This window comes from Pseudomonas sp. NPDC089752 (assembly GCF_044748725.1).
In the GTDB taxonomy this organism is placed as follows: Bacteria; Pseudomonadota; Gammaproteobacteria; order Pseudomonadales; family Pseudomonadaceae; genus Aquipseudomonas.
The window spans coordinates 362,968-383,863 of record NZ_JBIVGP010000005.1 but is presented as its reverse complement, the minus strand read 5'-3'; the positions used below and the strand labels follow the sequence as shown (position 1 = coordinate 383,863).

General features: G+C 58.1%; 29 protein-coding genes. 26 read left to right on the top strand and 3 right to left on the bottom strand.

What is annotated here, in order from left to right; genetic code table 11:
• Positions 1-11: 11 nt before the first annotated feature.
• The 22 genes from rplP to bfr all read left to right on the top strand — a co-directional run bounded on the left by rplP (position 12) and on the right by bfr (position 11,815).
• A complete protein-coding gene (rplP, locus tag ACIPZF_RS11205; protein ID WP_003255479.1) occupies positions 12-425 on the top strand; it encodes a 50S ribosomal protein L16 in 414 nt (137 codons plus the stop codon).
• Entirely contained in the window at positions 425-616 is a 192-nt protein-coding gene (gene rpmC, locus ACIPZF_RS11200; protein ID WP_002555481.1) for a 50S ribosomal protein L29, read from the top strand. The genes rplP and rpmC overlap by 1 nt, the downstream gene beginning before the upstream one ends.
• Positions 617-618: 2 nt before the next feature.
• A complete protein-coding gene (gene rpsQ / locus ACIPZF_RS11195) occupies positions 619-885 on the top strand; it encodes a 30S ribosomal protein S17 (RefSeq protein WP_023534981.1) in 267 nt (88 codons plus the stop codon).
• 23 nt (positions 886-908) lie between these two features.
• A complete protein-coding gene (gene rplN / locus ACIPZF_RS11190; protein ID WP_008089810.1) occupies positions 909-1,277 on the top strand; it encodes a 50S ribosomal protein L14 in 369 nt (122 codons plus the stop codon).
• A gap of 11 nt (positions 1,278-1,288) precedes the next feature.
• Positions 1,289-1,603, top strand: coding sequence for a 50S ribosomal protein L24 (rplX, locus tag ACIPZF_RS11185; RefSeq protein ID WP_003255476.1), 315 nt, complete (start codon positions 1,289-1,291; stop codon positions 1,601-1,603).
• A 20-nt stretch (positions 1,604-1,623) separates the two neighbouring features.
• Positions 1,624-2,163, top strand: coding sequence for a 50S ribosomal protein L5 (gene rplE / locus ACIPZF_RS11180; protein WP_012316517.1), 540 nt, complete (start codon positions 1,624-1,626; stop codon positions 2,161-2,163).
• Positions 2,164-2,176: 13 nt separating this feature from the next.
• A complete protein-coding gene (gene rpsN / locus ACIPZF_RS11175; protein ID WP_008089807.1) occupies positions 2,177-2,482 on the top strand; it encodes a 30S ribosomal protein S14 in 306 nt (101 codons plus the stop codon).
• 209 nt (positions 2,483-2,691) lie between these two features.
• Positions 2,692-3,084 (top strand): 30S ribosomal protein S8, encoded by a 393-nt coding sequence (gene rpsH, locus ACIPZF_RS11170; RefSeq protein WP_008089805.1) that lies wholly within the window; start codon positions 2,692-2,694, stop codon positions 3,082-3,084.
• A gap of 12 nt (positions 3,085-3,096) precedes the next feature.
• Positions 3,097-3,630 (top strand): 50S ribosomal protein L6, encoded by a 534-nt coding sequence (rplF, locus tag ACIPZF_RS11165; protein ID WP_003255469.1) that lies wholly within the window; start codon positions 3,097-3,099, stop codon positions 3,628-3,630.
• Between the two features lie 10 nt (positions 3,631-3,640).
• Entirely contained in the window at positions 3,641-3,991 is a 351-nt protein-coding gene (gene rplR / locus ACIPZF_RS11160) for a 50S ribosomal protein L18 (protein ID WP_008089801.1), read from the top strand.
• Positions 3,992-3,994: 3 nt separating this feature from the next.
• Positions 3,995-4,495 (top strand): 30S ribosomal protein S5, encoded by a 501-nt coding sequence (rpsE, locus tag ACIPZF_RS11155; RefSeq protein WP_003255465.1) that lies wholly within the window; start codon positions 3,995-3,997, stop codon positions 4,493-4,495.
• A 2-nt stretch (positions 4,496-4,497) separates the two neighbouring features.
• On the top strand, positions 4,498-4,674 hold the full coding sequence (rpmD, locus tag ACIPZF_RS11150) for a 50S ribosomal protein L30 (RefSeq protein WP_008089798.1): 177 nt from the start codon (positions 4,498-4,500) through the stop codon (positions 4,672-4,674).
• A gap of 3 nt (positions 4,675-4,677) precedes the next feature.
• Positions 4,678-5,112 (top strand): 50S ribosomal protein L15, encoded by a 435-nt coding sequence (gene rplO / locus ACIPZF_RS11145; RefSeq protein WP_003255461.1) that lies wholly within the window; start codon positions 4,678-4,680, stop codon positions 5,110-5,112.
• The gene (secY, locus tag ACIPZF_RS11140; RefSeq protein WP_003255459.1) at positions 5,113-6,444 is read left to right on the top strand and encodes a preprotein translocase subunit SecY; all 1,332 of its coding nucleotides are present in this window, start codon (positions 5,113-5,115) and stop codon (positions 6,442-6,444) included.
• A 28-nt stretch (positions 6,445-6,472) separates the two neighbouring features.
• The gene (gene rpmJ, locus ACIPZF_RS11135; RefSeq protein ID WP_002555468.1) at positions 6,473-6,589 is read left to right on the top strand and encodes a 50S ribosomal protein L36; all 117 of its coding nucleotides are present in this window, start codon (positions 6,473-6,475) and stop codon (positions 6,587-6,589) included.
• Positions 6,590-6,720: 131 nt separating this feature from the next.
• Positions 6,721-7,077: a 30S ribosomal protein S13 gene (rpsM, locus tag ACIPZF_RS11130; RefSeq protein ID WP_003255457.1), complete on the top strand. Its 357-nt coding sequence runs from the start codon at positions 6,721-6,723 to the stop codon at positions 7,075-7,077.
• An 18-nt stretch (positions 7,078-7,095) separates the two neighbouring features.
• Positions 7,096-7,485 carry a 30S ribosomal protein S11 gene (gene rpsK / locus ACIPZF_RS11125; protein ID WP_003255454.1) on the top strand — a complete coding sequence of 130 codons (390 nt, stop codon included), beginning with the start codon at positions 7,096-7,098 and terminating at the stop codon, positions 7,483-7,485.
• Positions 7,486-7,500: 15 nt separating this feature from the next.
• Positions 7,501-8,121 (top strand): 30S ribosomal protein S4, encoded by a 621-nt coding sequence (gene rpsD, locus ACIPZF_RS11120; protein ID WP_009681977.1) that lies wholly within the window; start codon positions 7,501-7,503, stop codon positions 8,119-8,121.
• 22 nt (positions 8,122-8,143) lie between these two features.
• Positions 8,144-9,145 (top strand): DNA-directed RNA polymerase subunit alpha, encoded by a 1,002-nt coding sequence (locus tag ACIPZF_RS11115; RefSeq protein ID WP_400798891.1) that lies wholly within the window; start codon positions 8,144-8,146, stop codon positions 9,143-9,145.
• A 42-nt stretch (positions 9,146-9,187) separates the two neighbouring features.
• Complete coding sequence (gene rplQ, locus ACIPZF_RS11110) at positions 9,188-9,574, top strand: 50S ribosomal protein L17 (protein WP_043210290.1); 387 nt, start codon at positions 9,188-9,190, stop codon at positions 9,572-9,574.
• Between the two features lie 172 nt (positions 9,575-9,746).
• A complete protein-coding gene (locus ACIPZF_RS11105) occupies positions 9,747-11,186 on the top strand; it encodes a catalase (RefSeq protein ID WP_400798887.1) in 1,440 nt (479 codons plus the stop codon).
• A 164-nt stretch (positions 11,187-11,350) separates the two neighbouring features.
• Positions 11,351-11,815 (top strand): bacterioferritin, encoded by a 465-nt coding sequence (gene bfr / locus ACIPZF_RS11100; protein WP_336333597.1) that lies wholly within the window; start codon positions 11,351-11,353, stop codon positions 11,813-11,815.
• A 67-nt stretch (positions 11,816-11,882) separates the two neighbouring features.
• Here the strand turns inward: bfr and uvrA are convergent, their stop codons facing one another.
• Positions 11,883-14,717, bottom strand: a complete 2,835-nt coding sequence (gene uvrA / locus ACIPZF_RS11095; protein WP_400798884.1) for an excinuclease ABC subunit UvrA — start codon at positions 14,715-14,717, stop codon at positions 11,883-11,885.
• 129 nt (positions 14,718-14,846) lie between these two features.
• Between uvrA and ACIPZF_RS11090 the strand changes: the two genes are divergently transcribed.
• The 3 genes from ACIPZF_RS11090 (at position 14,847) to ACIPZF_RS11080 (ending at position 17,474) form a co-directional block, all read left to right on the top strand.
• On the top strand, positions 14,847-16,241 hold the full coding sequence (locus tag ACIPZF_RS11090) for an MFS transporter (RefSeq protein ID WP_400798881.1): 1,395 nt from the start codon (positions 14,847-14,849) through the stop codon (positions 16,239-16,241).
• A gap of 9 nt (positions 16,242-16,250) precedes the next feature.
• Positions 16,251-16,802, top strand: a complete 552-nt coding sequence (locus ACIPZF_RS11085) for a single-stranded DNA-binding protein (RefSeq protein WP_400798879.1) — start codon at positions 16,251-16,253, stop codon at positions 16,800-16,802.
• 216 nt (positions 16,803-17,018) lie between these two features.
• Positions 17,019-17,474, top strand: a complete 456-nt coding sequence (locus ACIPZF_RS11080) for a hypothetical protein (RefSeq protein WP_400798876.1) — start codon at positions 17,019-17,021, stop codon at positions 17,472-17,474.
• A gap of 19 nt (positions 17,475-17,493) precedes the next feature.
• On the opposite strand, the gene ACIPZF_RS11075 is transcribed toward ACIPZF_RS11080, so the two are convergent.
• Together ACIPZF_RS11075 and ACIPZF_RS11070 are read right to left on the bottom strand one after the other, a co-directional pair.
• Positions 17,494-17,982, bottom strand: coding sequence for a heme-binding protein (locus ACIPZF_RS11075; RefSeq protein ID WP_400798874.1), 489 nt, complete (start codon positions 17,980-17,982; stop codon positions 17,494-17,496).
• A gap of 121 nt (positions 17,983-18,103) precedes the next feature.
• Positions 18,104-19,498, bottom strand: a complete 1,395-nt coding sequence (locus ACIPZF_RS11070; protein ID WP_400798871.1) for a PLP-dependent aminotransferase family protein — start codon at positions 19,496-19,498, stop codon at positions 18,104-18,106.
• Positions 19,499-19,864: 366 nt separating this feature from the next.
• On the opposite strand from ACIPZF_RS11070, the gene ACIPZF_RS11065 reads away from it, so the two are divergent.
• A complete protein-coding gene (locus ACIPZF_RS11065) occupies positions 19,865-20,890 on the top strand; it encodes a TauD/TfdA family dioxygenase (RefSeq protein WP_400798869.1) in 1,026 nt (341 codons plus the stop codon).
• Positions 20,891-20,896: the final 6 nt, after the last annotated feature.

Genomic DNA, 20,896 nt, shown 5'->3' with positions numbered 1-20,896 from the left:
GGGTACGCCAAATGTTGCAACCAAAGCGTACAAAATTCCGCAAGCAGATGACTGGCCACAACCGTGGTCTGGCACTGCGCGGTAGCAAAGTCAGCTTCGGCGAATTCGCCCTGAAAGCTGTTGCTCGCGGTCGCCTCACCGCCCGCCAGATCGAGTCGGCACGTCGTGCTCTGACCCGTCACGTTAAGCGTGGCGGCAAGATCTGGATCCGTGTGTTCCCGGACAAGCCGATCTCCAAGAAGCCTCTCGAGGTTCGTATGGGTAAAGGTAAAGGTTCCGTGGAGTACTGGGTTGCCCAGATCCAGCCAGGCAAAGTCCTGTACGAGATCGAGGGTGTTTCTGAAGAGCTGGCGCGCGAAGCTTTCGCCCTGGCTGCTGCAAAGCTGCCTCTCGCCACCTCCTTTGTTAAGCGGACGGTGATGTGATGAAAGCGAATGAACTTCGTGAAAAATCTGCACAGCAACTGAATGAGCAACTGCTCGGCTTGCTGCGCGACCAGTTCAATCTGCGTATGCAGAAAGCAACTGGCCAGTTGGGGCAGTCGCACCTGCTCTCGCAAGTTAAGCGTGACATCGCTCGCGTGAAAACTGTGCTTAACCAGCAGGCAGGTAAGTGATCATGGCTGAAGCTGAAAAAACCGTCCGTACGCTGACTGGCCGTGTCGTCAGCGACAAAATGGACAAGACCATCACCGTTCTGATCGAGCGTCGCGTAAAGCACCCGATCTACGGTAAATACGTTAAGCGTTCGACTAAGCTGCACGCGCACGACGAAACCAATCAGTGCAAAATCGGCGACAAGGTTTCCATTACCGAAACCCGTCCGCTGGCCAAGACCAAGTCTTGGGCGCTGGTTGAAGTCCTCGAACGCGCTGTTGAAGTCTAAGGGCTAGGGGTCGGAGAAATTTTATGATTCAGACTCAATCCATGCTCGATGTGGCCGATAACAGCGGCGCTCGTCGCGTCATGTGCATCAAGGTACTCGGCGGTTCGCACCGTCGTTATGCCGGCATCGGTGACATCATCAAAGTAACCGTCAAGGAAGCAATTCCGCGCGGTAAGGTCAAAAAAGGCCAGGTGATGACCGCTGTTGTCGTCCGTACCCGTCACGGTGTACGTCGCGCTGACGGTTCCATCATTCGTTTCGACGGCAACGCTGCTGTTCTGCTGAACACCAAGCAAGAGCCGATCGGCACTCGCATCTTCGGGCCAGTGACCCGTGAACTTCGTACTGAGAAGTTCATGAAGATCGTCTCGCTCGCCCCTGAAGTGCTGTAAGGAGATCCGACATGCAAAAGATTCGTCGTGACGACGAGATCATCGTGATCGCCGGCAAAGACAAAGGGAAGCGCGGTAAGGTGCTGAAGGTTCTCGCTGACGACCGTCTGGTCATTGGTGGTGTGAACCTGGTCAAGCGTCATACCAAGCCTAACCCGATGGCGGGCGTACAGGGCGGTATCGTCGAAAAAGAAGCGCCTCTGCACGCTTCCAACGTTGCCATCTTCAACGGCGAAACCAACAAGGCTGACCGCGTTGGTTTCAAAGTAGAAGACGGTAAGAAAATTCGTGTCTTCAAGTCGACCCAAAAAGCGGTTGATGCTTGAACACTGCTAGGTAGAAGACCATGGCACGACTGAAAGAGATTTACCGGAACGAAATCGCTCCTAAGCTTAAGGAAGAACTTAAGCTGTCGAACGTGATGGAAGTTCCGCGCGTTACCAAGATCACCCTGAACATGGGTCTGGGCGAAGCGATCGGCGACAAGAAAGTCATCGAGCACGCTGTTGCCGACCTGGAAAAGATCACCGGTCAAAAGCCGGTCGTGACTTTCGCTCGTAAATCCATCGCTGGCTTCAAAGTCCGCGAAGGATGGCCGATCGGCGTCAAGGTGACCCTGCGTCGCGAAAAAATGTACGAGTTCCTGGACCGCCTGCTGGCGATCTCCCTGCCTCGGGTTCGCGACTTCCGCGGCCTGAATGCCAAGTCCTTCGATGGCCGTGGCAACTACAGCATGGGCGTGAAAGAGCAGATCATCTTCCCGGAAATCGATTACGACAAGATCGATGCTCTGCGCGGTTTGGACATCACCCTGACCACCACTGCTCGTTCGGATGACGAAGGCCGCGCTCTGCTGCGTGCATTCAAATTCCCGTTCCGCAACTGATTGGAGTAGGAAAATGGCCAAGAAGAGCATGAAGAACCGCGAGCTGAAGCGTCAGCTCACGGTAGCCAAGTTCGCCAAGAAGCGTGCTGAGCTGAAAGCGACCATCGTCAACGTGAATGCCTCTCCTGAAGAGCGTTTCGCTGCCGTTGTCGCTCTGCAGAAGCAGCCACGTGACGCCAGCGCTGCGCGCCTGCGCAACCGTTGCCGCCTGACCGGTCGTCCTCACGGTGTATACCGTAAGTTCGGCCTGGGCCGTAACATGCTGCGTCAAGCGGCAATGCGCGGTGATGTACCAGGTCTGGTCAAAGCCTCCTGGTAAGCACTGCAGGTGTGATCCCGGTGGGAGGGGAGTAATCTTCCGACCGCCGGTGACCTCGCCCACAAACAAGCCCCTATATGGGGCTTGTTTCGTTTCTGCCTTGTGTCTAGAATGACCGGCTCACCCGAGCCTGGGTCATTGACCCTGCCCGTTCGGGTGGTTGTGATAGCCGCAAGGCTAATAATTCTTGTATCAGGAGCATCTAGCCCATGAGTATGCAGGACCCGTTAGCGGACATGCTAACTCGCATCCGTAATGCCCAGATGGCTGAAAAGTCCGTCGTAAGCATGCCTTCCTCCACGCTGAAGGTCGCGGTTGCCAAAGTTCTGAAAGACGAAGGTTACATCGCTGGCTACCAGGTAACTGGTGAAGCCAAGCCTTCTCTGTCGATCGAGCTCAAGTACTTCGAAGGCCGTCCGGTCATCGAGGAACTGAAGCGTTCCAGCCGTCCTGGCCTGCGCCAGTACAAGTCCGTCACAGACCTGCCGAAAGTTCGTGGCGGCCTGGGCGTGTCTATCGTCTCCACCAACAAAGGTGTGATGACTGACCGCGCTGCGCGCGCTGCCGGTGTCGGCGGCGAAGTTCTGTGCACAGTGTTCTAAGGGGAGATAGGCATGTCTCGCGTCGCTAAGAACCCCGTTAAGCTGCCATCTGGTGTCGAAGTCAAATTCGCCGGCCAGCAGCTTTCGGTGAAGGGTGCCAAGGGCACTCTCGAACTGAACGTTCACTCGTCTGTTGAAGTTACCGAAGAGTCCGGCGAACTGCGTTTCGTCGCCCGCAACGGTGATCAGCAAGCTCGCGCCATGGCCGGTACTACCCGCGCTCTGGTGAACAACATGGTCCAAGGCGTAAGCCAAGGCTTCGAGCGCAAGCTCCAGCTGGTCGGTGTTGGTTACAAGGCACAGGCCAAAGGCACCGTCCTGAACCTGGCTCTGGGCTTCTCGCATCCAGTGGACTACGAACTGCCAGCCGGCATCACTGCTGAAACTCCCAGCCAAACCGACATCCTGATCAAGGGTATCGACAAGCAGCTGGTAGGTCAGGTGGCCGCTGAAATCCGCGACTTCCGTCCGCCAGAGCCTTACAAAGGTAAAGGTGTGCGTTACGCGGACGAAGTAGTCCGTCGTAAAGAAGCCAAGAAGAAGTAGGGCCTAGCAAATGACCGACAAAAAAGTTACTCGACTGCGTCGCGCTCGCAAAGCACGTCTCAAGATGCACGAACTCGAAGTCGTGCGCCTGTGCGTGTTCCGCTCCTCGCAGCACATCTACGCCCAGGTCATTTCGGCCGACGGCAGCAAGGTTTTGGCAAGCGCCTCGACCTTGGACAAAGACCTGCGTGATGGCGCCACCGGCAACATCGACGCGGCCACTAAGGTTGGCAAGCTGGTAGCTGAGCGTGCGAAAGCCGCCGGTGTATCTCAAGTTGCCTTTGACCGTTCCGGCTTCAAGTACCATGGCCGCGTCAAAGCGCTGGCTGATGCTGCTCGTGAAGGCGGGCTGGAGTTCTAAGTTATGGCAAATAACGATCAAAAGCGCGACGAAGGCTACATCGAGAAGCTGGTTCAAGTTAACCGCGTAGCTAAAACCGTCAAAGGCGGCCGTATCTTCACCTTCACCGCGCTGACCGTGGTAGGTGATGGCAAAGGTCGCGTTGGCTTCGGCCGTGGCAAATCGCGCGAAGTACCTGCCGCGATCCAGAAAGCCATGGAAGCTGCTCGTCGCAACATGATCCAGGTTGACCTGAAGGGCACCACCCTGCAGTACGCCACCAAGGCCGCCCACGGCGCCTCGAAGGTTTACATGCAGCCTGCCTCGGAAGGTACCGGTATCATCGCCGGCGGCGCCATGCGTGCTGTCCTGGAAGTTGCTGGTGTTCAGAACGTCCTGGCCAAGTGCTACGGTTCGACCAACCCAGTGAACGTGGTTTACGCCACCTTCAAGGGTCTGAAAGCCATGCAATCTCCTGAGTCCATTGCTGCCAAGCGCGGCAAGAGCGTTGAGGAGATCTTCTGATCATGGCTACCGTAAAAGTAACGCTGATCAAGAGCGTCTCGGGCCGTATCCCTAACCACAAACTGTGCGTTAAGGGTCTGGGTCTGCGTCGCATCGGTCACACCGTAGAAGTCCAGGATACTCCCGAGAATCGCGGGATGATCAACAAGGCTTACTACATGCTGCGCGTCGAGGGTTAATCGATGAAACTCAATGATCTGAGTCCAGCGCCGGGTTCCCGTCGCGAAAAGCATCGTCCGGGTCGTGGTATCGGTAGCGGTCTGGGTAAGACCGGCGGCCGTGGCCACAAAGGTCAGACTTCCCGTTCGGGTGGTTCGATCGCTCCGGGCTTCGAAGGCGGTCAACAGCCGCTGCACCGTCGCCTGCCGAAGTTCGGCTTCGTTTCCCTGAAAGCCATGGATCGCGCAGAAGTGCGTCTGTCCGAGCTGGCCAAAGTGGAAGGCGACGTGATCTCCGTGCAGTCCCTGAAGGATGCCAACGTGATCAACCAGCACATTCAGCGTGTGAAAATCATGCTGTCTGGCGAAGTTACTCGCGCAGTCACCATCAAGGGCATCGCAGCCACCAAGGGTGCGCGTGCGGCTATCGAAGCAGCTGGCGGCAAATTCGAGGAATAAATGGCTAAGCAAGGTGCTCTCTCTTCGCTCGGTAAGGGCGGGATGTCGGAACTCTGGGCTCGTCTGCGCTTTCTGTTCATGGCGATCATCGTCTATCGGATAGGTGCGCATATCCCGGTTCCAGGCATCAATCCGGACCGTCTGGCGGATCTGTTTCGGCAGAATGAGGGGACCATTCTTAGCTTGTTCAACATGTTTTCCGGTGGCGCGCTCGAACGCATGAGCATCTTTGCACTGGGGATCATGCCGTACATTTCGGCATCGATCATCATGCAGCTGATGACCGCGGTCAGCCCGCAACTGGAGCAGTTGAAGAAGGAAGGTGAAGCTGGCCGTCGCAAGATCAGCCAGTACACCCGCTACGGCACCGTTATCCTGGCGCTGGTCCAAGCCATTGGCATGTCCATTGGCCTGGCCAACCAGGGCGTGGCGTTTTCTGCAGGTCTGGGCTTCCATGTGGTCGCCGTCTCCACCTTCGTGGCAGGCGCGATGTTCATGATGTGGCTGGGCGAGCAGATCACCGAGCGCGGTGTGGGCAACGGTATCTCGATGTTGATCTTCGCAGGTATCGTTGCCGGTCTTCCGAGAGCAATCGGGCAGTCTTTCGAGTCTGCGCGTACAGGCGATATCAACATTTTCGCCCTGGTCGCAATCGGTTTGCTGGCAGTAGCGATCATCGGTTTCGTGGTGTTCATTGAGCGTGGTCAGCGTCGTATCGCCGTTCACTACGCCAAGCGTCAGCAAGGCCGCAAGGTCTTCGCTGCGCAGACCAGCCACTTGCCGCTGAAGGTGAACATGGCGGGGGTTATCCCGGCCATTTTCGCGAGCAGCATTCTGCTGTTCCCGGCTTCGCTGGGTGCCTGGTTCGGTCAGTCCGAAGGTATGGGCTGGCTGCAGGACATCTCGCAGTCGATCGCTCCTGGTCAGCCGTTGAACATTCTGCTGTTTAGTGCAGGGATCATTTTCTTCTGCTTCTTCTACACAGCGTTGATGTTCAACCCGAAAGACGTAGCGGAAAACCTGAAGAAGTCCGGTGCCTTTATTCCGGGTATCCGTCCTGGTGAGCAGTCGGCGCGCTACATTGATGGCGTTCTGACCCGTTTGACCATGTTCGGTGCTCTATACATGATGGCCGTCTGCCTTCTGCCCCAGTTCCTGGTGGTGGCAGCAAATGTGCCGTTCTACCTTGGCGGGACCTCGTTGCTGATTGTGGTAGTGGTTGTGATGGACTTCATGTCCCAAGTACAATCGCACCTCGTTTCGCACCAGTACGAATCCCTGATGAAGAAAGCCAACCTGAAAGGCTACGGTGGCAGCGGTTTGCTGCGCTGATACGCCCCTAAGGTTCGAGGAGTCGGTAATGAAAGTTCGTGCATCGGTGAAAAAGCTGTGCCGTAACTGCAAGATCATCCGTCGCGAAGGCGTCGTACGAGTGATCTGCAGCGCGGAACCGCGTCACAAACAGCGCCAAGGCTGAGTGTGATCTGCGCTTCAAACCCAGCAGCTAGTGTGCTGCTGGGTTGATTAATCGTTTATACAGCGATATTATCTCGCGCCCTATTTCTTGGCTTCCGGGGCGTAGGTAGCTGTCAATTGGAGTCCCACTGAATGGCCCGTATTGCAGGCGTCAACATTCCAGATAACAAGCATACTGTTATCTCGCTGACCTACATCTATGGTGTCGGTCGCACAACTGCGCAGAAGATCTGTGCAGACGCTGGCGTAAATCCAGCCGCTAAGATCAAGGATCTGAGCGACGAGCAAATCGAAACCCTGCGTGGCGAAGTCGCGAAGTTCACCACCGAAGGTGACCTGCGTCGTGACATCAACATGAAGATCAAACGCTTGATGGACCTGGGTTGCTACCGCGGCCTGCGTCATCGTAAAGGTCTGCCGGTTCGCGGTCAGCGCACCAAGACCAACGCACGCACCCGTAAGGGCCCGCGTAAGCCGATCCGCAAGTAACCGCCCAGGAATATAGACATGGCAAAACCTGCTGCTCGTCCTCGTAAGAAAGTCAAAAAGACAGTGGTTGATGGCATCGCCCACATCCATGCGTCTTTCAACAACACCATCGTGACCATCACCGACCGTCAGGGCAATGCTTTGTCCTGGGCGACCTCCGGTGGTTCGGGTTTCCGTGGTTCGCGCAAATCCACCCCGTTCGCAGCTCAGATCGCTGCTGAGCGTGCTGGTCAAGCTGCGCTGGAATACGGTCTGAAAAACCTCGACGTTAACGTCAAGGGTCCAGGTCCAGGTCGTGAGTCCGCCGTTCGTGCATTGAACAGCTGCGGCTACAAGATCGCCAGCATCACCGACGTGACGCCAATCCCGCACAACGGGTGCCGTCCGCCGAAGAAGCGCCGCGTGTAATCAGGAGACAGAAGAATGGCACGTTACATTGGTCCAAAATGCAAACTGTCTCGTCGTGAAGGCACTGACCTGTTCCTGAAGAGCGGCGTTCGCGCTCTGGAATCGAAGTGCAACATCGAAGCAGCCCCAGGTATCCACGGCCAGCGCCGTGGCCGTCAGTCCGACTACGGTACCCAGCTGCGCGAGAAACAAAAAGTCCGTCGTATCTACGGTGTTCTGGAGCGTCAGTTCCGCGGTTACTACCAAGCTGCAGCCTCGAAAAAAGGCGCAACCGGTGAGAACCTGCTGCAACTGCTCGAGTGCCGTCTGGATAACGTCGTTTACCGTATGGGCTTCGGCTCGACTCGTTCCGAGTCCCGTCAGCTGGTTTCGCACAAAGCGATCAGCGTCAACGGTAAGACTGTAAACATTCCATCCTACCAAGTTCGTCCGGGTGACGTGGTCGCGGTTCGCGAGAAGTCGCTGAGCCAGCTGCGCATTGTTCAAGCCCTTGAACTGTGCGCCCAGCGTGGCCGCGTTGAGTGGGTTGATGTGGATGCTGCTAAAAAGTCGGGCGTTTTCAAGAACGTTCCTGCTCGCAGCGACCTGTCTGCCGACATCAACGAGAACCTGATTGTCGAGCTCTACTCCAAGTAAGGGCTAGAAAATAGGTGCATCCATGCAGATTTCGGTAAATGAGTTCCTGACTCCCCGCCACATTGATGTGCAGGTAGTCAGTCCGACCCGCGCCAAGATCACGCTCGAGCCTCTCGAGCGTGGCTTCGGCCATACCCTGGGCAACGCGCTGCGCCGCATCCTGTTGTCCTCCATGCCTGGCTGTGCAGTAGTCGAGGCCGAGATCGATGGCGTACTCCATGAGTACTCCGCGATCGAAGGTGTACAGGAAGACGTCATTGAAATCCTGTTGAACCTGAAAGGCCTGGCTATCAAACTGCACGGTCGTGACGAAGTTACGCTGACCTTGTCGAAAAAGGGTTCGGGGGTGGTTACCGCTGCCGATATTCAGCTGGATCACGATGTCGAGATCGTCAACCCCGATCACGTAATCGCGAACCTGGCGTCGAACGGCGCCCTGAACATGAAGCTCACTGTAGCTCGTGGTCGCGGTTACGAGCCGGCCGACTCCCGTCAGACCGACGAAGACGAAAGCCGTAGCATTGGCCGTCTGCAGTTGGACGCTACTTTCAGCCCGGTGCGTCGTATCGCCTATGTGGTCGAAAACGCCCGTGTTGAACAGCGTACCAACCTGGACAAGCTGGTCATTGATCTGGAAACCAACGGCACCCTGGATCCTGAAGAGGCTATCCGCCGCGCTGCGACCATCCTGCAACAGCAGCTGGCCGCGTTCGTCGACCTCAAAGGTGACAGCGAGCCTGTCGTAGTCGAGCAGGAAGACGAGATCGATCCGATCCTGCTGCGTCCGGTTGACGACCTGGAACTGACTGTACGTTCGGCCAACTGCCTCAAGGCGGAGAACATCTACTACATCGGCGACCTGATTCAGCGTACCGAAGTAGAGCTGTTGAAGACTCCTAACCTGGGCAAGAAGTCCCTGACTGAAATCAAGGACGTCCTGGCCTCTCGTGGTCTGTCTCTCGGCATGCGCCTCGACAACTGGCCGCCTGCAAGTCTTAAGAAAGACGACAAGGCGACCGCCTGATCGTCGTAATCACCGAACGTAGTGTTTGGTAAGGAATGAATCATGCGTCATCGTAAAAGTGGACGTCACCTGAGCCGTACCAGCTCTCACCGCAAAGCTATGTTCCAGAACATGGCGGTGTCGCTGATCGAGCACGAGCTGATCAAAACCACCCTGCCAAAAGCCAAGGAACTGCGCCGCGTTGCCGAGCCGCTGATCACCCTGGCCAAGGAAGACAGCGTTGCTAACCGCCGTCTGGCTTTCGACCGTACCCGTTCGAAAGCTGCTGTTGGCAAACTGTTCAACGACCTGGGCAAGCGTTACGCCACCCGTCAGGGCGGCTACCTGCGCATCCTGAAGTGCGGTTTCCGCGCTGGCGACAACGCGCCTATGGCGTACGTCGAGCTGGTTGATCGTCCGGTCGGTGGTGCTGTAGAAGCCGCCGAGTAAGACGTTCTGTCTGCTACAAGAAACCGGGCCTAGTGCCCGGTTTTTTGTTTCTGCAGGTATTGTTTCTTTCTATTGATACAAGTCATGTAATTAATTTGTTCTGAAACGACCGCTCATCAATACTCCTATCCAAGCCGATTAGCCGGCAGTTCAAGACCGATAAGGAGAGCCCATGAGCAAGATTCTCACCACCGCCAGCGGTGCCCCCGTAGCTGACAACCAGAATTCCCGCTCTGCCGGCCCGCGTGGCCCGCTGCTGCTCGACGACTTCCACCTGATCGAGAAGCTCGCCCACTTCAACCGCGAGAACATCCCCGAGCGCCGAGTACACGCCAAAGGTTCGGGCGCATACGGCACTTTCACCGTAACCCGCGACATCAGCAATTACACCAGCGCCAAGCTGTTCGAGCAGGTCGGCAAACAGACCGAGACCTTCCTGCGCTTTTCCACCGTGGGTGGTGAGCGTGGCTCCGCCGATACCGAGCGCGATCCTCGCGGTTTTGCGGTCAAGTTCTACACCGAGGAAGGCAACTGGGACATTGTCGGCAACAACACCCCGGTGTTCTTCATCCGTGACCCGCTCAAATTCCCCGACTTTATCCACACCCAGAAGCGCCACCCGCAATCCAACCTGAAAAATGCCCAGATGATGTGGGACTTCTGGTCGCACTCGCCCGAGGCGTTGCACCAGGTCACGATCCTGTTTTCCGACCGCGGTATTCCGGATGGCTACCGCCACATGCACGGCTTTGGCAGCCACACGTACAGCCTGATCAGTGCTGCAGGTGAGCGCACCTGGGTCAAATGGCACTTCAAGACCCAGCAAGGTATCAAGAACCTGGCACCTGCAGACGCCGCGCGCCTGGCCGGCACAGACCCGGACTACGCCCAGCGGGACCTGTTCGAAGCCATCGAGCGTGGCGACTACCCACGTTGGACCGTTTGCATTCAGGTGATGAGTGAAGCCGAGGCGGCCAGTCGCGACGAGAACCCGTTCGATGTGACCAAGACCTGGTCGCAGAAAGACTATCCGCTGATCGAGGTGGGCGTACTCGAACTCAATCGCAACCCGCTCAACTACTTTGCGGAGGTCGAGCAAGCCGCTTTCGGCCCAAGCAATATGGTTCCAGGTGTAGGCCTGTCGCCGGACCGCATGCTGCAAGGCCGCGTGTTCGCTTACGCCGATGCGCACCGCTACCGCGTTGGTACCAATCACCAGCACTTGCCGGTCAATGCACCCCGCTGCGCGGTGAACAGCTACCAGCGTGACGGTTCGATGGCGGTTGGCGGTTATGGCAGTGCGCCGAACTATGAGCCCAACAGCTACGTTGATGCCCCGAAACAGTCGCCACGCCATGCCGAACCTGCGCTGGCTCTCAATGGCTCAGCGGATCGTTATGATCACCGCGAAGACAATGATTACTACAGCCACGCCGGTGCGTTGTTCCGACTCATGAGCGATGAACAGAAGGCATTGCTGATCAGCAACATCGCAGGGGCCATGTCCGGGGTCAGTGAAGATGTGGTGCAACGTCAGTTGCAGTATTTCTTCAAGGCAGACCCGGCATATGCAGAAGGTATCGCCAAGGTGTTGGGCGTGAATCTCGCCTAAGTCGAAATGATAAGTAGAACCGCCCTCATTTGGGCGGTTTTTCAATGAATATCACTACTGTTTAGCCGATTTTTTGCTTCTGATTGCGCGTTTTTCAGTGACCGCGAGCGAAAGCTGGTTCACACTATGTGCAACTAGGCGTATTCACATGGAGAAGCAGGGCGATGCAAGGTCACCCGGACGTAATCAACTACCTCGTCACGTTGCTGAAGGGCGAACTGGCAGCACGCGACCAGTACTTCATCCACTCGCGCATGTACGAAGACTGGGGCCTGTCCAAGCTCTACGAACGTATCAACCACGAGATGGAAGAAGAGACGCAGCACGCCGATGCCCTGATGCGCCGTATCCTCATGCTCGAAGGCACCCCCGACATGCGCGCGGATGACCTGGACGTGGGCAGCACCGTGCCGGAAATGATCGAAGCCGACCTCAAGCTCGAATACAAGGTTCGTGCGGCGCTGTGCAAAGGCATCGAGCTGTGCGAGCTGCACAAGGACTACATCAGTCGCGACATCCTGCGCGCGCAATTGGCCGACACCGAAGAAGATCACACCTACTGGCTGGAGAAGCAGCAGGGCCTGATCAAGGCCATCGGCCTGGAAAACTACCTGCAGTCGCAGATGTAAGTTATCCACAGTTGTTAAAAAGCCCCTGGCACCGTCGGTACCAGGGGCTTTTTCACGTGCAGGCCAATCAGGCCCGGTCACGCTCCAGTAGTGGCTTGAGGTAGTGTCCGGTGTAGGACTGCTTCATCTTGGCGAGTTCTTCGGGCGTGCCGCTGGCGATGATCTGCCCGCCTTTGGAGCCACCTTCCGGCCCCAGGTCCACCAGCCAGTCAGCGGTCTTGATCACATCCAGGTTGTGCTCGATCACCACCACAGTGTTGCCGTGGTCACGCAGGCGATGCAGAACATCGAGCAGTTGCTGGATATCGGCAAAGTGCAGGCCCGTGGTCGGCTCATCGAGGATGTACAGGGTCTTGCCGGTATCGCGCTTGGACAGTTCGCGGGACAGCTTGACCCGCTGCGCTTCGCCGCCGGATAGGGTGGTCGCCGACTGCCCCAGCTTGATGTACGACAGGCCGACGTCCATCAGCGTTTGCAGCTTGCGCGCCAGCGCTGGCACTGCGTCGAAGAACTCGCGGGCATCCTCGATGGTCATTTCCAGCACCTCGTGGATGTTCTTGCCCTTGTACTTGATCTCCAGGGTTTCGCGATTGTAGCGCTTGCTCTTGCACACATCGCAAGGCACGTAGATGTCCGGCAGGAAGTGCATCTCTACCTTGATCAGGCCATCGCCCTGGCAAGCCTCGCAACGGCCGCCCTTGACGTTGAACGAGAAGCGCCCCGGGCCGTAGCCGCGTGAGCGCGACTCCGGCACGCCGGAGAACAGCTCGCGAATCGGGGTGAAGATGCCGGTATAGGTCGCCGGGTTCGAGCGTGGCGTACGGCCGATCGGGCTCTGGTCGATATCCACCACCTTGTCCAGGTGCTGCAGCCCATCCATGTTGCTGTGTGGTGCCGCTTCAAGGCTGCTTGCGCCGTTGAGCGCAGTAGCGGCGAGTGGGTAAAGGGTATTGTTGATCAGCGTCGACTTGCCAGAGCCCGAAACCCCAGTTACGCACGTCAGCAAACCGATCGGGATTTCCAGGTCGACGTTCTGCAGGTTATTGCCGCGTGCGCCTTTGAGCTTGAGCGACAACTTCTTGTTGCGCGGTGTGCGCTTGGCAGGCACGACGATCTTCTTGCGACCAGACAGATACTTACCGGTCAGCGAATCAGGATGCGCCATGACTTCCTGCGGCGTGCCTTCAGCGACGATCTGGCCACCATGCACACCGGCGCCCGGGCCGATATCGACGACGTAGTCGGCCAGGCGAATGGCGTCTTCATCGTGCTCGACCACGATCACCGTATTGCCGAGATCGCGCAGGTGATTGAGAGTGGCCAGCAAGCGGTCGTTGTCGCGTTGATGAAGGCCGATGGACGGTTCATCGAGGATATACATCACGCCCACCAGGCCGGCGCCGATCTGGCTGGCGAGGCGGATTCGCTGGGCTTCGCCACCCGACAGGGTATCGGCGCTACGGTCCAGCGTGAGGTAGTCCAGGCCGACGTTGACCAGAAACTGCAGGCGTTCGCAAATTTCCTTGAGGATCTTTGATGCGATCTCGCCCCGGCGTCCGGTCAGGGTCAGCTCGCCGAAATAGTTGCTGGCTTCGCCGATGGGCAGGTTGGTCACCGCCGGCAGGGTCTTTTCGCCAACCCACACATGGCGCGCTTCGCGGCGCAGGCGGGTGCCACGGCAGTCAGGGCAGGGCTGGGTGCCGAGGAATTTGGCCAACTCTTCACGCACGGTGGCCGATTCGGTCTCGCGATAACGCCGCTCCAGATTCGGCACGATGCCCTCGAACGGGTGCGAGCGCTTGACGATGTCGCCCCGGTCGTTGAGGTACTTGAAGTCGACGCTCTGCTTGCCGCTGCCCTGCAGGATCACCTTCTGGTGCTCGGCCGACAGCTCGCCAAACGGTTCCTCCAGGCTGAAACCGTAATGCGCGGCCAGCGAACCGAGCATCTGGAAGTAGTAGACGTTGCGCCGGTCCCAGCCGCGGATCGCGCCCTCGGCCAGAGTCAACTCGACGTTGACCAGGCGTTTGGTGTCGAAGAACTGCTTCACTCCCAGGCCATCGCAGGTCGGGCAAGCGCCGGCCGGGTTGTTGAAGGAGAACAGCTTGGGCTCCAGCTCGCTGATCGCATGCCCACAGACCGGGCAGGCGAAGCGGGCGGAGAAGATCGTTTCTTCGCCTTCCTCGTCGTCCATTGGCGCCACCAGGGCTATGCCATCGGCCAGCTTGAGCGCGGTCTCGAACGACTCGGCCAGACGTTGCTGCAGGTCGGCGCGGACCTTGAAACGGTCCACCACGACATCGATGCTGTGCTTTTTCTGCTTGTCCAGCTTGGGCAGTTCGTCGAGCTCGTACAGCTTGCCGTTGACCCGCGCACGGACGAAACCTTGGGCGCGCAGCTCATCGAACACCGCCAGGTGTTCGCCCTTGCGCTCGCGAACAACCGGAGCCAGCAGCATCAACTTGCTGCCCTCCGGGCGCTCCAGCACCAGGTCGACCATCTGGCTGATCGTTTGCGCTTCCAGCGGAATGTCGTGATCCGGGCAGCGAGGTGTGCCGACACGCGCATACAGCAGGCGCAGGTAGTCGTAGATCTCGGTGATGGTGCCTACGGTGGAGCGCGGGTTGTGAGAGGTCGACTTCTGCTCGATGGAGATGGCCGGCGACAGGCCTTCGATGGTGTCGACGTCGGGCTTTTCCATCATCGACAGGAACTGCCGGGCGTAGGCCGACAGCGATTCCACATAGCGGCGCTGGCCTTCGGCGTACAAGGTGTCGAACGCCAGGGACGACTTGCCGGAGCCGGACAAGCCGGTGATCACGATCAGCTTGTCCCGCGGCAAGGTCAGGTCGATGTTCTTCAGGTTGTGGGTACGTGCCCCACGAATCAGGATCTTGTCCACTGCGGCCTCGCTCGGCGGGCATAAACAAGGAAGTATACGGCGCGCTGCCAGTACGCGGCAAAGCGTCGCGTAGATGCCGTCTAGCTGTCGGACTGATAGAATCGCCGCCGGTTCACACGAGGTTAATCCATGCACGACACCCACAACGAGCGCATGAGTGGCAGCGAAACCCGCGCCGCTGGCGGCCTGGCCCTGGTCTTTGCCTTTCGTATGCTGGGCATGTTCATGGTCTTGCCGGTGCTGGCCACCTACGGCATGGACCTGGCCGGTGCCACGCCCGCACTGATCGGCCTGGCCATTGGCGCCTACGGCCTGACCCAGGCGTGCCTGCAGATCCCGTTCGGGATGATTTCCGACCGCATCGGCCGCCGCCCGGTGATTTACCTGGGGCTGGTGATCTTCGCCCTGGGCAGCGTGCTGGCGGCCCAGGCCGATTCCATCTGGGGTGTGATTGCTGGTCGCATCCTGCAAGGCGCCGGGGCGATTTCGGCCGCAGTCATGGCGCTGCTCTCCGACCTTACCCGTGAACAGCACCGGACCAAGGCAATGGCCATGATCGGCATGAGCATCGGCCTGTCGTTCGCCGTGGCGATGGTTGTCGGCCCGCTTCTCACCAGTGCCTTCGGCTTGTCAGGATTGTTCCTTGCCACGGCAGGACTTGCCTTGGTCGGCATCCTGCTGATCGCCTTCGTCGTACCTAGTGCCCACAGCACCCTGCAGCACCGCGAGTCAGGTGTGGCGCGCAAGGCATTGGGCCCGACCCTGCGTCATCCGGACCTTCTGCGCCTGGACATCGGTATTTTCGTGCTCCACGCCATCCTCATGGCCAGCTTCGTCGCACTGCCCCTGGCCCTGGTCGAGCGCGGTGGGTTGCCCAAGGAAGAACACTGGTGGGTATACCTGACCGCGCTGTTCATCTCATTTTTTGCAATGGTCCCGTTCATCATCTACGGCGAAAAGAAGCGCAAGATGAAACGCGTGCTGGCCGGCGCGGTCAGTGTCCTGCTGCTGACGGAGATATTCTTCTGGGAGTGGGCTGACGGTTTACACGGACTGGTGATTGGCACCGTGGTATTCTTTACCGCATTCAACCTGCTGGAGGCGTCGCTGCCTTCGCTGGTGAGCAAGGTGTCGCCTGCGGGTGGCAAAGGAACGGCGATGGGGGTCTACTCCACCAGCCAGTTCCTTGGCGCTGCGCTGGGAGGAATCCTCGGCGGCTGGTTGTTCCAGCACGGTGGGCTGAACACGGTGTTCCTCGGTTGTGCGGTGTTGTGTGCCATATGGCTGGTTGTCGCCTTGCGCATGAACGAGCCGCCCTATGTGACCAGCCTGCGTATGCCGTTGACGCCTGAGGCAGTCCGGGAAGCCGGCCTGACCGAACGCCTGATGGCCGTGCCGGGTGTGACCGACGCCGTTGTGGTAGCAGAAGAAGCTGCCATCTATATCAAACTGGATACGAAAATTTTGGACCGTGCGACCCTCGAGCGTCTGGTGAACCCAGCCTCTTCGGCGTGCGAAGCCTAGGAGAACGTTATGGCCCGTGGGGTTAACAAAGTCATTCTGGTCGGTACCTGTGGCCAGGATCCCGAAGTCCGCTACCTGCCCAACGGTAACGCCGTGACCAACCTGAGCCTGGCTACCAGCGAGCAGTGGACCGACAAGCAGTCGGGCCAGAAGGTCGAGCGTACCGAGTGGCACCGTGTGTCGATGTTCGGCAAGGTTGCCGAAATCGCCGGCGAGTACCTGCGCAAGGGTTCGCAGGTGTACATCGAAGGCAAGCTGCAGACCCGCGAGTGGGAAAAAGACGGCATCAAGCGTTACACCACTGAAATCATCGTCGACATGCAGGGCACCATGCAGCTGCTCGGCGGCCGTCCGCAGAACCAGCAGGGTGGCGGCGACCAGTACAACCAGGGTGGTGGTAACAACTACAACCAGGGTGGCCAGCAGCAACAGTACAACCAGGCGCCACAGCAACGTCAGCAGGCCCCGCGCCCGCAGCAGCAACAGCGTCCGGCGCCGCAGCAGCCTGCACCGCAGCCGGCGGCTGACTTTGATAGCTTTGATGACGATATTCCGTTCTGATTCAAACGTCAGGCATCGCGCCATACAGAAACCCGGAGCATTAGCTCCGGGTTTTTTTTGCCTGAAGCAAGAAAACGAAGTGGGGTTCCAGATTAGCCCTATAACTATTCCAATGAAATTTTCCTCTTGGTTGTAGGGGATTTCTGAAGTTCGCCTGATATCAACTATCTGCTGCCGTAACTGCTTAGAATCTCCATTCTAAAAAAGGAGTGGGTTATGCAAGCAGGCAGTGAGGAACTTGTACAAAAGGAAATAAAATTAAACGCTTCGGCTCAAGACTATGAAATCCCTGGCTTCAGCCGAGACTATGCCGCTTATCTCGAAAGTTGCGATGAAGGTGCCGGATTCTTCGGAGGTCTTGTGATGGCAATAGGTGCCATGATTGCTCTATTAGGCTTGGCCACAGTGGTCTTCGGTCCTGAGACGATTACCTATAGCAGGCTTACGGGTCCGACCTTCATCCAATACATACAAATGTATCCTGGTCCGATATTCAGTGTGGGTGGAATTCTTGTTGCCTCGGGAACTCACATTTATGCGAAAAGGGCCGTCACCCGTGAAGTGTTCATGTTGTCACGCTACAAGCTCATCACTGGGGATGGAGAAGATGTTAGTGGCAAAGTCCAGTTGCGTTATCTGGAAGGCGATAACTTCAATATATCCATCCAATAACACTTCTTTTGCGGAATGCTCAAGCACCGCCATCCAACGCCGCCTGTGCAAACTGCGAATCCAGTTCGGGCGTAGCCCCGCTGATGCCGATCCCACCGATATGTTGACCGTGCGCATCCATGATCGGCAGCCCTCCGCCCAGCAAGGTAAAGCCTGGCAGTGACCCATAGGGGTTCGCAGGTAGGGCTGCGCTGCGTTCTGCCAGGGCGCTGGACGAAAGCGGAAAGCGGGCGGAGGTGGAGGCTTTGAGCTGTGCGACTTTAATACTGCCGCTGCTGGTGCCATCCATGCGGTGGAAATGTTTGAGGTTGCCATGATTGTCGACAATGCTGATGACGATGGCATAACCCTGAGCGCGGGCTGCACGCTCGGCGGCGGCAGCCATTGCTCTGGCGGCTTCGGCAGTAATTACAGAGGCTGGGGCAGTTTCTAATGGTTGCGCGAATGACGCTGTCGCCAGCACAAGCGAGCACATCAAGAGCGTGACACGGCAGTAATTCGGTTTCATCGGAGCACCATCCCTAGGTAGGTTTTTGCCGAAACCTAGCAAACAAATGGCGCTCTTGGATGTAGTCCGTTTCCGAAATTGATGTGCGGTCTAGATGGCGCAGAGGCCGACCCATCACGCACTAATAGAAAAGTCTCGGCTCAGGCGAATCCAGCAGGCTGGCCAGTTTGGTCAATGCAAAACTCAACTCCACGCGGCTCGGTGTCATGAGGGCAATGCGCACACCATGACTGGCAGGGCTGCGCTCAGGCAGGAACTGACTGCCGCTGACCACCGTCACGCCATTGTTGCGCGCCAGGTTGGCGAACTCGTCGTTGGTCCAGGGCTCGGGAAGCTCCAGCCAGATATGGAAACTGTAAGGCTGGCTGCGAATCTTGTACTTGCCCAGAATTTCCTTGGCCATGCGCTGGCGCGCGGCGGCTTCGTCCTGCTGCACGCGAACGAGCTGATCGGCCATGCCGCTGTTGATCAGGTTGCTGGCCAGCTGAGCCATCAGCGGGGAGGGCATCCAGACACTGCTGCGCACCATCGACGATAAACGCGATAGCGTTTGCGGCGGTGCGTACAGGTAGCCAATGCGCAGTGCCGGGAGCACGCTTTTGGACAGGCTGGTCAGGTACACCGAGCGCTCGGGGGCATAGGCGGCGAGGGGCTGGTAGTCGGGTTCGGGTTCAAGAAACCCGTAGATATCGTCGTCGACGATGAACAGGTCGAACTCGCGGGCAATCTCGGCAATGGCTTCGCGCCGCTCGCGGGGCATGATCGAGTTGGTGGGGTTTTGGTGGGTGGTCACGCATACCAGCAGGGAGGGGCGGTGCTCCAGGCAAGCTGCACGCAGGGCTTGCGGAATCAGCCCGTGTTCGTCCATGGCGACGCCGCGCAGACGGCGACCCAGGCTGTGGGCCAAGGAAATGATGCCTGGGTAGCAAAACGATTCGCAGAGGATCACGTCATCGCTTTTCGACAAGCTGCTGATCGCCACCAGAAGACCGTGCTGGGCCCCAGATGTCAGCACTACCTGTTGCCAGCTCGCCTCTGGCAACCAGCGTTGAATCCACGCGGCACCGGCCTGCTTATGCGTCGCGTGGCCACCCTCGGTGACGTAGTCGAGCACCTGATCGAGATCTGGTGATGAAGCGAGCTCGGTGATTGCGCCGCGCAGCCATTCAGTCATGTGCGCGTCATTGGGCTTGATGATCGACAGGTCGATCTGGCCGCTTTCAGACTTTGTCGGGGCAGACTTTACGGGAGCAATAGCAGTGTTGGTCAGAACTGGCCGTTGCTGCAGGACGAAGGTACCTCGGCCAACTTCGCCTACCACCAGGCCGCGTTTGGCCGCCTCGTCATAGGCTCGGCCGATGGTGCCCGGTGTCACGTTCAACGACTCGGCAAGGTCCTTGAGCGTCGGTAGCCGATCACCTGCCGACAGCCGACCGTTACTGATGTCCTGTTCGAGGGCGTCGGCAATCATCAAGTAGACCGGCTGCGCCAGGTCGCTGTAGTGAGGAACCCACATAGAAATGGCACCAGAATCTGCAGGAGCGCGAAAGCCTAGCACGAAAGGTCTCATGGGAGTAATTGAGTTTTCTTACAAGCAAATTACCCACATTAATGAGTGAGGCGCATCGAAGCTTGTAACGACTGACCTCCCTGGGCAGGCGCCAGATCGAAGGAAATCATTTGAAATCAATAAGTTGATTGAGTCGATTCAATGATGCTGTCAAAGAGCCATTCAAATAGATTGAATCGATCTTATTTTTGTAATTACAATGATTGAGTCGATGCAATGCGGGCGATTCCGCAGGCATCTGGCTTCAAAACAATGTCTGCCGCCTCTGCCGGACTAGCACGACACCGAATGGCCAATGGAATATCGACTGAAATGGAAAGCGCTCACCTGCAACAAATAACCGAGGCAGTTACCTCACTGGAGATCCGTTTGCCCTGGGTGGTTTCCAGCGCCTGGCAAACCTTGCTGAATAACACGCCCCTGGATTTCGAGACCAGCAAAGAGCTGTACCCGCAACTCAAGGAGCAGGCTCGCGAGGTGCTGGGCAGTGCGCTGTGCCAGCAGATCCGCAGTTTCGTCGAGAGTCCGCAGACGACCAGCATGATCGTGCGCAATTGCCCACGTGATCGCGACATTCCGCCAACCCCGTACTCCGGTGTGCTGAGCCCGCGCAGCACACCGATTGCGTGCCTGGTCAGCCTGACGATGCAGGGCCTGATGGGGATCAATCCTATCGTCTACGAGGGAGAGAACGATGGGCGACTGTTCCGCCATGTGATCCCCGCCCGCACCTCATCCAGCCACAAAAGCTCGCATGGTTCGCGGTTGCGTTTTTCCTACCATGTCGACAATCCGGATTTGCCGCTGTCATCCGAGCCGTTGGGGGCGGTCTCTTGTTGCCCGGAGTATCTGTCGTTCTTTGGCATGCGCTGCGACCCGCGCATCAGTACTACGCTGGTCAGCCTCGATGCAGTCATCGCCTCGCTGCCTTCGGCAACCGTGCGCGAACTGTGCGAGGCGCAATTCGAAATCCGGCGGCCCGACTCGTTCACCGGCAACCGTCGCTGCACCAGCGAACTTCCGGTGCTGGTGCGCGGCCATGCAGGCGAGTGGCTGTGCCGCTTCGACAGCGAGAACACCCATGGGCTCAACCTGCGCGCCGAGCAGGCGCTGGCCAGCTTGCGCAGCCTGCTGGAAACCCGACGCTTCGATGAGCCGCACCTGTTGTTGCCCGGTGATTTCATGATCTTCAAGAACCAGCGCGTGCTGCACGCCCGTGATGGCTTCGAGCCGCAGAACGATGGCGCCGATCGCTGGCTGCTGCGGCTGTTCGCGGTCAACGACCTGAACCGCGTGCATTTCACCCGGGCCAATCATCTCTACGAAGTGCTCTCCTGATTTCCC

Excerpts from the sequence above, each read along its gene's own strand:
- rplP (WP_003255479.1), top strand. The coding sequence starts at position 12 with ATGTTGCAACCAAAGCGTACAAAATTCCGCAAGCAGATGACTGGCCAC.
- rpmC (WP_002555481.1), top strand. The coding sequence starts at position 425 with ATGAAAGCGAATGAACTTCGTGAAAAATCTGCACAGCAACTGAATGAG.
- rpsQ (WP_023534981.1), top strand. The coding sequence starts at position 619 with ATGGCTGAAGCTGAAAAAACCGTCCGTACGCTGACTGGCCGTGTCGTC.
- rplN (WP_008089810.1), top strand. The coding sequence starts at position 909 with ATGATTCAGACTCAATCCATGCTCGATGTGGCCGATAACAGCGGCGCT.
- rplX (WP_003255476.1), top strand. The coding sequence starts at position 1,289 with ATGCAAAAGATTCGTCGTGACGACGAGATCATCGTGATCGCCGGCAAA.
- rplE (WP_012316517.1), top strand. The coding sequence starts at position 1,624 with ATGGCACGACTGAAAGAGATTTACCGGAACGAAATCGCTCCTAAGCTT.
- rpsN (WP_008089807.1), top strand. The coding sequence starts at position 2,177 with ATGGCCAAGAAGAGCATGAAGAACCGCGAGCTGAAGCGTCAGCTCACG.
- rpsH (WP_008089805.1), top strand. The coding sequence starts at position 2,692 with ATGAGTATGCAGGACCCGTTAGCGGACATGCTAACTCGCATCCGTAAT.
- rplF (WP_003255469.1), top strand. The coding sequence starts at position 3,097 with ATGTCTCGCGTCGCTAAGAACCCCGTTAAGCTGCCATCTGGTGTCGAA.
- rplR (WP_008089801.1), top strand. The coding sequence starts at position 3,641 with ATGACCGACAAAAAAGTTACTCGACTGCGTCGCGCTCGCAAAGCACGT.
- rpsE (WP_003255465.1), top strand. The coding sequence starts at position 3,995 with ATGGCAAATAACGATCAAAAGCGCGACGAAGGCTACATCGAGAAGCTG.
- rpmD (WP_008089798.1), top strand. The coding sequence starts at position 4,498 with ATGGCTACCGTAAAAGTAACGCTGATCAAGAGCGTCTCGGGCCGTATC.
- rplO (WP_003255461.1), top strand. The coding sequence starts at position 4,678 with ATGAAACTCAATGATCTGAGTCCAGCGCCGGGTTCCCGTCGCGAAAAG.
- secY (WP_003255459.1), top strand. The coding sequence starts at position 5,113 with ATGGCTAAGCAAGGTGCTCTCTCTTCGCTCGGTAAGGGCGGGATGTCG.
- rpmJ (WP_002555468.1), top strand. The coding sequence starts at position 6,473 with ATGAAAGTTCGTGCATCGGTGAAAAAGCTGTGCCGTAACTGCAAGATC.
- rpsM (WP_003255457.1), top strand. The coding sequence starts at position 6,721 with ATGGCCCGTATTGCAGGCGTCAACATTCCAGATAACAAGCATACTGTT.
- rpsK (WP_003255454.1), top strand. The coding sequence starts at position 7,096 with ATGGCAAAACCTGCTGCTCGTCCTCGTAAGAAAGTCAAAAAGACAGTG.
- rpsD (WP_009681977.1), top strand. The coding sequence starts at position 7,501 with ATGGCACGTTACATTGGTCCAAAATGCAAACTGTCTCGTCGTGAAGGC.
- ACIPZF_RS11115 (WP_400798891.1), top strand. The coding sequence starts at position 8,144 with ATGCAGATTTCGGTAAATGAGTTCCTGACTCCCCGCCACATTGATGTG.
- rplQ (WP_043210290.1), top strand. The coding sequence starts at position 9,188 with ATGCGTCATCGTAAAAGTGGACGTCACCTGAGCCGTACCAGCTCTCAC.
- ACIPZF_RS11105 (WP_400798887.1), top strand. The coding sequence starts at position 9,747 with ATGAGCAAGATTCTCACCACCGCCAGCGGTGCCCCCGTAGCTGACAAC.
- bfr (WP_336333597.1), top strand. The coding sequence starts at position 11,351 with ATGCAAGGTCACCCGGACGTAATCAACTACCTCGTCACGTTGCTGAAG.
- ACIPZF_RS11090 (WP_400798881.1), top strand. The coding sequence starts at position 14,847 with ATGCACGACACCCACAACGAGCGCATGAGTGGCAGCGAAACCCGCGCC.
- ACIPZF_RS11085 (WP_400798879.1), top strand. The coding sequence starts at position 16,251 with ATGGCCCGTGGGGTTAACAAAGTCATTCTGGTCGGTACCTGTGGCCAG.
- ACIPZF_RS11080 (WP_400798876.1), top strand. The coding sequence starts at position 17,019 with ATGCAAGCAGGCAGTGAGGAACTTGTACAAAAGGAAATAAAATTAAAC.
- ACIPZF_RS11075 (WP_400798874.1), bottom strand. The coding sequence starts at position 17,982 with ATGAAACCGAATTACTGCCGTGTCACGCTCTTGATGTGCTCGCTTGTG.
- ACIPZF_RS11070 (WP_400798871.1), bottom strand. The coding sequence starts at position 19,498 with ATGTGGGTTCCTCACTACAGCGACCTGGCGCAGCCGGTCTACTTGATG.
- ACIPZF_RS11065 (WP_400798869.1), top strand. The coding sequence starts at position 19,865 with ATGGAAAGCGCTCACCTGCAACAAATAACCGAGGCAGTTACCTCACTG.